Annotated in this window: 9 protein-coding genes; 5 read left to right on the forward strand and 4 right to left on the reverse strand. The window is 60.0% G+C overall.

What is annotated here, in order from left to right; genetic code table 11:
* Both AAAC48_RS14950 and nuoG read left to right on the forward strand, forming a co-directional pair.
* Nucleotides 1–174 (forward strand): NADH-ubiquinone oxidoreductase-F iron-sulfur binding region domain-containing protein (locus AAAC48_RS14950; protein ID WP_340654935.1); only part of this gene is annotated, 174 nt, incomplete at its 5' end.
* A 30-nt stretch (nucleotides 175–204) separates the two neighbouring features.
* Complete coding sequence (nuoG, locus tag AAAC48_RS14955) at nucleotides 205–2,796, forward strand: NADH-quinone oxidoreductase subunit NuoG (protein WP_340654927.1); 2,592 nt, start codon at nucleotides 205–207, stop codon at nucleotides 2,794–2,796.
* Nucleotides 2,797–2,857: 61 nt separating this feature from the next.
* Here the strand turns inward: nuoG and AAAC48_RS14960 are convergent, their stop codons facing one another.
* The 3 genes from AAAC48_RS14960 to nuoH are packed head-to-tail and all read right to left on the reverse strand — an operon-like array spanning nucleotide 2,858 to nucleotide 4,919.
* On the reverse strand, nucleotides 2,858–3,298 hold the full coding sequence (locus AAAC48_RS14960; RefSeq protein WP_340654928.1) for a CBS domain-containing protein: 441 nt from the start codon (nucleotides 3,296–3,298) through the stop codon (nucleotides 2,858–2,860).
* Nucleotides 3,299–3,335: 37 nt separating this feature from the next.
* Nucleotides 3,336–3,902 carry an NADH-quinone oxidoreductase subunit I gene (locus AAAC48_RS14965; protein ID WP_340654929.1) on the reverse strand — a complete coding sequence of 189 codons (567 nt, stop codon included), beginning with the start codon at nucleotides 3,900–3,902 and terminating at the stop codon, nucleotides 3,336–3,338.
* A gap of 30 nt (nucleotides 3,903–3,932) precedes the next feature.
* On the reverse strand, nucleotides 3,933–4,919 hold the full coding sequence (nuoH, locus tag AAAC48_RS14970; protein ID WP_340654930.1) for an NADH-quinone oxidoreductase subunit NuoH: 987 nt from the start codon (nucleotides 4,917–4,919) through the stop codon (nucleotides 3,933–3,935).
* A 77-nt stretch (nucleotides 4,920–4,996) separates the two neighbouring features.
* Here nuoH and AAAC48_RS14975 point away from each other — a divergent pair, with 77 nt between their 5' ends.
* Nucleotides 4,997–5,257 carry a type II toxin-antitoxin system prevent-host-death family antitoxin gene (locus AAAC48_RS14975; protein ID WP_340654931.1) on the forward strand — a complete coding sequence of 87 codons (261 nt, stop codon included), beginning with the start codon at nucleotides 4,997–4,999 and terminating at the stop codon, nucleotides 5,255–5,257.
* A 162-nt stretch (nucleotides 5,258–5,419) separates the two neighbouring features.
* Here the strand turns inward: AAAC48_RS14975 and AAAC48_RS14980 are convergent, their stop codons facing one another.
* Complete coding sequence (locus tag AAAC48_RS14980) at nucleotides 5,420–5,845, reverse strand: Lrp/AsnC family transcriptional regulator (protein ID WP_340654932.1); 426 nt, start codon at nucleotides 5,843–5,845, stop codon at nucleotides 5,420–5,422.
* A gap of 121 nt (nucleotides 5,846–5,966) precedes the next feature.
* Here AAAC48_RS14980 and AAAC48_RS14985 point away from each other — a divergent pair, with 121 nt between their 5' ends.
* Both AAAC48_RS14985 and AAAC48_RS14990 read left to right on the forward strand, forming a co-directional pair.
* Complete coding sequence (locus AAAC48_RS14985; RefSeq protein WP_340654933.1) at nucleotides 5,967–7,013, forward strand: ornithine cyclodeaminase; 1,047 nt, start codon at nucleotides 5,967–5,969, stop codon at nucleotides 7,011–7,013.
* A 4-nt stretch (nucleotides 7,014–7,017) separates the two neighbouring features.
* On the forward strand, nucleotides 7,018–7,540 hold a 523-nt coding region (locus AAAC48_RS14990; protein ID WP_340654934.1), incomplete at its 3' end, for an arginine deiminase-related protein.

A 7,540-nucleotide genomic window follows, 5' to 3' on the forward strand; every position in this document is an offset into this window, starting at 1 on the left:
GGGCAGGGCGCGCCGGGCGATCTGGAACAGCTGGAGGCGCTCTGCAAGGGCATTTTCGGCAACACGTTCTGCGCTCTGGGCGACGGCGCGGCCATGGGGCTGCGGGCCGCACTGACGCATTTCGAGCATGAATTCGTCGCTCATATCGAAGAGCGCAGGTGCCCATTTCACTGAGGAGCGCAGGAAGAAGGCCGCAAGAAAGTCATGATTAGCGTCACGATCAATGAACAAACGCTGGAAGTGGAGGCGGGCTCTACGGTGCTGCAGGCGGCCGAGCGTTTGGGCATCGACATCCCGACCTTTTGCTATCTGAAGCGGCTGCCGGCGCTGGCCTCATGCCGCATGTGCCTGGTGGAGATCGAGGGGCAGCGGCGGCTGCAGCCTTCCTGCGCCACCGCGGTCACCGACGGCATGGTCGTGCGGACGAATACGCCGCTGATCGACGAAACACGCTCTTCCATGCTCGACATGCTGCTCGCCAACCACCCCCTCGACTGCCCGATCTGCGACAAGGGCGGCGAGTGCGAGCTTCAGGACATGGTGATGGCATACGGGCCTGGCGAAAGCCGGTTCCGCGATGCTAAACGTGTGTTCCACTCCAAGGACATCCGTCTCAGCCCGGTCATCATTATGAACGTCAACCGCTGCATCCAGTGCCAGCGCTGCGTGCGAATGTGCGAGGAGGTGGTCGGCGCGGTCGCCTTGGGCACGGTCGAAAAAGGCATGGATACCGCCGTGACCGGCTTCGAGGGCAGTCTCGCGAGTTGCGACCAATGCGGCAATTGCGTCGAGGTCTGTCCAGTCGGAGCGTTGATGAGCTTCCCTTATCGCTACAAAGCGCGGCCCTGGGATCTGGCCGAGACCGACACCATCTGCCCGCATTGCGGCACCGGCTGCCAGCTGACCGTCGGCGCGCGCAAGGGCGAGTTCATGAGGGTCCGCTCGAAAGCGGAGCACGGGGTCAACCGCGAAACGCTCTGCGTGCGGGGGCGCTTTGGTCTTGATTTCGTCGAGAGCCGGGATCGGATCAAGCGGCCGATGGTCCGTCGTGATGGCGCCCTTGTTCCGGTTTCCTGGGAAGAAGCGGGGGACTACCTGCGACGGCGCCTGTCGGCCGTCGAGGGAAAGCCTGCGGGCGGGCTGGCCTCGCCGCGCCTTCCCAACGAGATGCTTTATCAATTCCAGAAAATGATGCGCACGGTATTGCGGACCAACAACATAGACTGCGCGTCGCGCTGGTCCACGCCTTTCGATACGCTCGGCCCGTTGGTGGCGAGCTTCTACACCCGCTCGCCGTTGGAGGAAGTGATCGGCAACGACTGCGTGCTTATCGTCGGTGGCAACGTGACCGACGAAAACCCGGTCACCGAATACCTGCTGCGCGACGGCGCGCGGCGACGGCAGACCGGGTTGCTCATGCTGTCGGCGCGGCCATCGCGTCTGGACGCCGATGCCCGGGCGGTCGTTCGCGTTGCGCCGGGCGGTGAGGCTGCGAGCCTTGCCGCGGTGGTGACCGGTCTCGTGACGGCGGCTAGTCAGGCCCTGCCGGGCGACGTTCTTGCGGACATCGGCACGACAACCGGCAGGCCAGCAGCGGCCACCGACAGTGACGAACCGGACCGTCTAGCCACAGCGCTGCTGGAAGGTCGGAGCGTCACCGTACTTGTCAGCGCCGACCTCCTGAGGTCGCCGCTAGCGCGCGCGACGTTGCAGCAGCTCAACAACCTTTTGCAGGTTCTGCGCATACTCGGCAAGGGACTGGCGATGCAGTTTCTCTTTGACCGTGCCAACCAGCTCGGCGCCTGGGATATGGGCGTTCTGCCGCTGGCGCTGCCGGGGCTGCGTGCGGTCGACGATGACGCGGCGCGCGCAACGCTCGAACGGGCGTGGGGCGCCGAAATCCCGTCTGAACCGGGCGTGGATTTCGACGCCATGCTGGAGCTCTGTGACAGCGGGCGAATGGGCGCGCTCTATATCGTCGGAAGCGACCCCCTGATGTCCTATCCTGACCGAGCGTTCGTGCAGCGGGCGCTTGGTGCCGCCGATCTCCTGATCGTGCAGGACGCGTTCCTTACCGATACGGCGGGCCTAGCCGATGTGGTGCTGCCCGCAGCAAGTTATGGCGAGGAATCGGGCACTTTCACCAACAATGAAGGCCGCACCCAGAAGGTTTGTAAGTTCCGCGAACCCACCTTTGAGGCGCGGGGCAATCTGGCGATCTTCGACTTCGTTGCGGCGCTTCGCAACCAAGCATTGAGGCCATCGTTTCAACATGAGATTTTCGACGAGATTGCCCGGCTGGTTCCCGCCTACGAGCGGCTAACCCATGACGGGCTTGGCGTCGACGGAGCATTCACCAAGGCGGCCCTTGCGCCGCCGGTTGGCGAGTTCTTCGCCCCCCCGCCTGCCCCCATTGCAACCGACCGGCTCATGCTGGTCACTGGCAACTGCCTGTTCCACAACGGATATCTTTCCGAGCGATCGGAAATTCTAAATACGGTCGCCGATGACCCCTATGTCGAGATGGGCGCGCGGGATGCCGCGCAGCTGGGCCTTTCGGATGGCGATCAGGTGGTCGTGCGATCCGCCCAGGGCGAGCTGACCGCGCAACTTAAGGTCAACAAGCGTTTTCCCAGGGGCCTCGTGTTCGTTCCCGAAAACTACAAAGCCCTGCGTCTCAACAGACTGATGCGGCGGGGCGAATATCCATGTCCGGTGGACGTTCAAAAGGCGCACGCAGCCTTCGAGATCGCCACCGTCGTCGGAGTCGGGGCGGGGCCTGGGGATCTGAGCTGAGGCATTACGGGGCTCACTGCTACCTGCCCTGAACCCGCGTCTGGACCTCGATCCGGCGACGTCAGTGATGAGCAGTCCCGGCAATGTATTCGTGCAGAGCCTGCTCGTTGCGCAGCGATTCGTCGAGCCGGTGCTTGACCACGTCGCCGATGCTCACCACGCCAACGGCGGTGTCACCATCCATGACCAATACATGGCGCGTGCGCCGCTCGGTCATGATCGCCATCACAAAGGGCAGAAAATCCTCTGTCGAACAGGTCGCCACACTGCGGTTCATGATGTCGGCGACCCGCATTACGGGCGCCTCGGTTCCGTATTCAGCCACCGCATTGCAGCAATCTCGCTCCGACAGCGTGCCCAGGCATTCCCCGGGCGAACGGCCGACGACCACGAAGCCGATGTTATTGTCTCGAAACAGCCGCAGGGCCTCTACCATCGGCTGATCGGGTGTGACCGAAATGAGCTCGGGAGACTTGCTCTTCAAGATTTGGCAGACGTGCATCTGAACCTCCTGTCTGCGCGCTACGGCTGGCGCGCCTTCATGTTCGCCGGATATTCCGCCACCAGTTGTACCCCTGCGGCTCGCTCGTCTCGACCAGAACGTCCTGTTCGGTGTTCAAGCGCGCAGTGACCACGCCGCCGCCGGTCGTCGCCTTGCCCGGCTTGCCGAGCAGATCGTCTCGCCCGATCACCAAATCACGCGAGGCAAGACTCGAGAATTCGTATTGCTGGCCAAGAGCGATCGCGTCGGCCGGGCAGGCGTCCTCGCACAGCCCGCAAAATAGGCACCGGGCCATGTCGATCTCGAACTTTGCCGGGCGACGGTTGCCCTTCTCGTCCTCGTAGGGGATGACTTCGATGCAGTCGCAGGGACAAATCCGCGCGCAGAGCTCGCAGGCCACGCATTTGATCTCGCCCCCTTCGTCGCGCTTCAGGAAGTGATGCCCGCGGTAACGCGAGTAGGGCAACCATTTTTCTTTGTCCGGATACTGCATGGTCACGGATCTGGAGAACATGTAGCCGAAGGTCAGAGCCAAACCACTCGCTAGATCGGCGAAGAACGCCCATCCGATCCAAGTTCCAACTCTGTCCCGTGCAAGCGACATCGCCGCCTCGCTACGGAGCCGCTGCGGCCCCTAAAAGAAAGCAACACCGGTTATGATTATGTTCGCCATCGACAAAGGAAGCAAGACTTTCCATCCGATCGCCATCAGTTGGTCGTAGCGGTAGCGCGGGAAAGTGAAGCGGAACCAGATAAACAAATAGACGAAGAATGCAACCTTGAGCAGAAACCAGAGGAGCGGTGGCAGGGGGACCAGTATGCCGTTCCAGCCGCCGAAGAACAGGATCACCACCAGGACAGACACCAGCAACACGATGGCGTATTCGCTGACCATGAAGAATGCAAAGCGGATACCGCTGTATTCGGTGTGGAACCCGGCACCCAGATCGCCTTCCGCTTCCGCCAGGTCGAAGGGAATGCGCTGCGCTTCGGCCAGTCCGGCGACGAAGAACACGAAGAAGCCGACCGGTTGGTAGACGATGTTCCACACATCGGCCTGCGCGCGCACGATATCGAGCAGGCTCATGGAGTGCGCCAGCATGACCACGCCGATGACCGCAAACCCCATCGGGATCTCGTAGCTGATCATCTGCGCGCACGTCCTGAGGCTGCCCAGGACAGCGTATTTGCTGTTAGCGGCCCAGCCGCCGAAGATGACGCCATAGACCTCGATCCCGATCACCGCGAAGACGAAAAGCAGCGCCACATTCATGTTGGAGACGTAAAGTGTGATCTCGGTGCCGAGGACCGAGACGGTTTCGCCGAAGGGGATGGCGACGAACACGACAAAGGGCGGAGCGAGCGCCAGGATTGGCGCCAGTTTGAACAGGAAGCGGTCGGCCTCGGCCGGGATGTGATCCTCTTTGGTTAAGAGCTTGATTCCGTCCGCCACCGGCTGCAGCAGCCCATGCCACCCCACGCGCATCGGCCCCATCCGCTGTTGCATGTGCCCCGCGATCTTGCGTTCCAGCCAGGTTAGTGGCAAGGGCAGCAGCAGCAGGATCGCAATCAGCAACGCGACCTTAAAGACAATCAGGCCAAGGGCGACGATAAGTTCCATGTCCGCGTCTACTTATTCAACGGGTAGAAACGCACGACCGGACGTTGGCTCCGGCTGTACACTGATGACTTTGGCACTTGTCAGGCTGTACGGTACAACGGCGACGCACCACATGCAATGCCGTCACAGACGAAGCGCAGCACGAGCCGATCACGCTGACCAAGCATGGCCGCGCCTCAGTCGTGGTCCTTTCGGCGGAGACCTTTGAGCGCTTGATCAGCAACGACGATCCACGCCGTATCTATGGTCCCGGCGAACCCCCACACGACCCTGCTGAAATGCTCCCGAACGAACTCGACCGTCCATCTGCGGAATATCAGGCAGGCAAGCATGAATAGCCGGTTCAACAACGGCTGGATCATTGGCTGCTTCTTCCGCCGAAGCACCTGATGCTCGCTTCTGTACCCGTCTCGACTGCCGTTTATTTTCAGTCACCCTCTTCGAGCTACCAAAAAGTTGCCAGGCGGAGCCGTAACGAAGTCATTGTCCGGAAAAATATGTTAGACCGAGCTCAGCATGATGCTGGTCTCACTGTTGAGAACACCTTCGACCATTCTCACTTCGCGAAGCACGCGATCAAAATCTGTCAAACTCGCAGCTCTTATTTCAGCAATCAGATCCCATGCACCATTCGTTGTGTGCAACGAGTGAAGTTCAGGCAGGCCGCGCAAGTATTTGATGACGGTTGTGGTGGAACGCCCGCTGACCTCGATCAGCATGACGGCGCGAATGGACCGCTCATCGTAATCCTGGCGGGCGCGAATGGTGAAGCCCAGTACAGCGCCAGAGTCGAGGAGTCTGTCCAGTCGTGTTTGCACGGTGGCGCGTGTTACTCCCAAGATGATAGCAAGCTTGGATACGGGCGCCCGCCCGTCCTCGCGCAGTGCGCCGATTAACGCATGGTCCAATTCGTCGAATAGATGCATAGGAATAATGTACGTGGCTGATATGCAAATTGCAAAAAATTTCGAGCTATTTCGCACATGTTACGCATTTAATATACAAATTGCATTGAGCTAATTTGATCTCCAAACAAGGAGGTCGGGCATGGTCCAGTTCGTTGGCGTCGATAATATGGTGAGGTTGATCAGTTACGTTGGCATGGAACGGTTTCTCCTGGGACTAGCCAACTATATTGAAAGCGATTTCCGCCGCTGGAACGAGTTTGAAAAGGAGCCGCGGGTTGCCAGCCATTCCCGCGATGGCGTCATCGAACTGATGCCGGCCAGCGACGGCAAGCTCTATGGCTTCAAATATGTGAACGGGCATCCGAAGAATACCCGCGACGGTCGTCAGACGGTTACAGCGTTCGGCGTGTTATCGGACGTCGGCACGGGTTATCCTACTTTTCTGTCCGAAATGACAATCATGACCGCGCTGCGCACAGCGGCGACGTCGGCACTGGCCGCCAAATATCTTGCCCGCCATGATGCCAGCACCATGGCCATAATCGGTCTCGGCGCACAGTCGGAGTTCCAGGCACTGGCCTTTAAGACGCTGCTTAGCGTGGACAAGCTGCGTGTCTACGATATTGACCCAGCTGCGACGGCGAAGTTCATACGCAATACGTCGGGCTGGGGCCTTGAGATCGTTTCGGCGGACAGCACCGCCGATGCTGTGCTTGGAGCCGACATCATCACGACCGTCACTGCCGATAAACTCAACGCCACTATTTTGTCCGATAACATGGTGGGCAACGGAGTGCACATCAATGCGGTCGGCGGCGACTGTCCCGGCAAGACGGAACTACAGCGAGACATCCTGCTGCGCGCCGATGTGTTCGTGGAGTTTCCGGAGCAAACACGCATCGAAGGTGAGATCCAGCAGATGCCGAAGGGTTTTCCGGTTACCGAATTGTGGCAGGTGATCGCTGGCGAAGCCAAAGGTCGCCGCTCACGCGAGCAAATCACCATTTTCGATTCAGTCGGCTTCGCCACGGAAGATTTCTCAACGCTGCGTTACCTGCGCGACGCTGTACAGGGGACGGAATTCTATACCGAACTCGATCTTCTGGCTGACCCGGTTGACCCGCGCGATCTCTTCGGTGTGCTCAGCGCAACCAGTGAGAATCCTCGCATTCTTCGAAGGGCATGAGCTGATGAGCAACAAGTTGCTGTCTATTCAGGCACCGAAGAGCGTTGTAATGATCCGCCCGCACCGTTTTTCACCCAACCCTGCAACCGCCGCGGACAACGCCTTCCAGTCCCTGGATAAGCGCGAGGCCGACGCAATTTCGAGCGCGGCCTATCGCGAGGTCACAACGGCCGCCGCACAGTTGGAGGCGGCAGGAATCACTGTGCATCTTTTTGAAGACGAGGGGACGGAGACACCGGATTCCGTATTCCCGAACAATTGGTTCTCCACGCATGCCGGTGGTCATGTGGCCGTCTATCCAATGTATTCGCCGAGCCGGCGCAGGGAACGCCGCACCGACGTGATCGAGATGCTGAAGCAGCGCTATCGCGTTCAAGACGTGATCGACTATTCCGGGCTTGAAATGGATAACGTTTTTCTTGAAGGCACCGGGGCCCTGGTGCTTGATCATGTGGAACGCGTTGCCTATGCCGCCAAGTCCAATCGCACGGATGCGATCATGCTGGAGCGGTTCTGTACCCATTTTA

Origin of the sequence: Phyllobacterium sp. (assembly GCF_037994405.1) — a bacterium.
In the GTDB taxonomy this organism is placed as follows: domain Bacteria; phylum Pseudomonadota; class Alphaproteobacteria; order Rhizobiales; family Rhizobiaceae; genus Phyllobacterium.

What these genes read in the sequence shown, in the direction of transcription:
- nuoG (WP_340654927.1), top strand. Translation starts at nt 205, where the DNA reads ATGATTAGCGTCACGATCAATGAACAAACGCTGGAAGTGGAGGCGGGC.
- AAAC48_RS14960 (WP_340654928.1), bottom strand. Translation starts at nt 3,298, where the DNA reads ATGCACGTCTGCCAAATCTTGAAGAGCAAGTCTCCCGAGCTCATTTCG.
- AAAC48_RS14965 (WP_340654929.1), bottom strand. Translation starts at nt 3,902, where the DNA reads ATGTCGCTTGCACGGGACAGAGTTGGAACTTGGATCGGATGGGCGTTC.
- nuoH (WP_340654930.1), bottom strand. Translation starts at nt 4,919, where the DNA reads ATGGAACTTATCGTCGCCCTTGGCCTGATTGTCTTTAAGGTCGCGTTG.
- AAAC48_RS14980 (WP_340654932.1), bottom strand. Translation starts at nt 5,845, where the DNA reads ATGCATCTATTCGACGAATTGGACCATGCGTTAATCGGCGCACTGCGC.
- AAAC48_RS14985 (WP_340654933.1), top strand. Translation starts at nt 5,967, where the DNA reads ATGGTCCAGTTCGTTGGCGTCGATAATATGGTGAGGTTGATCAGTTAC.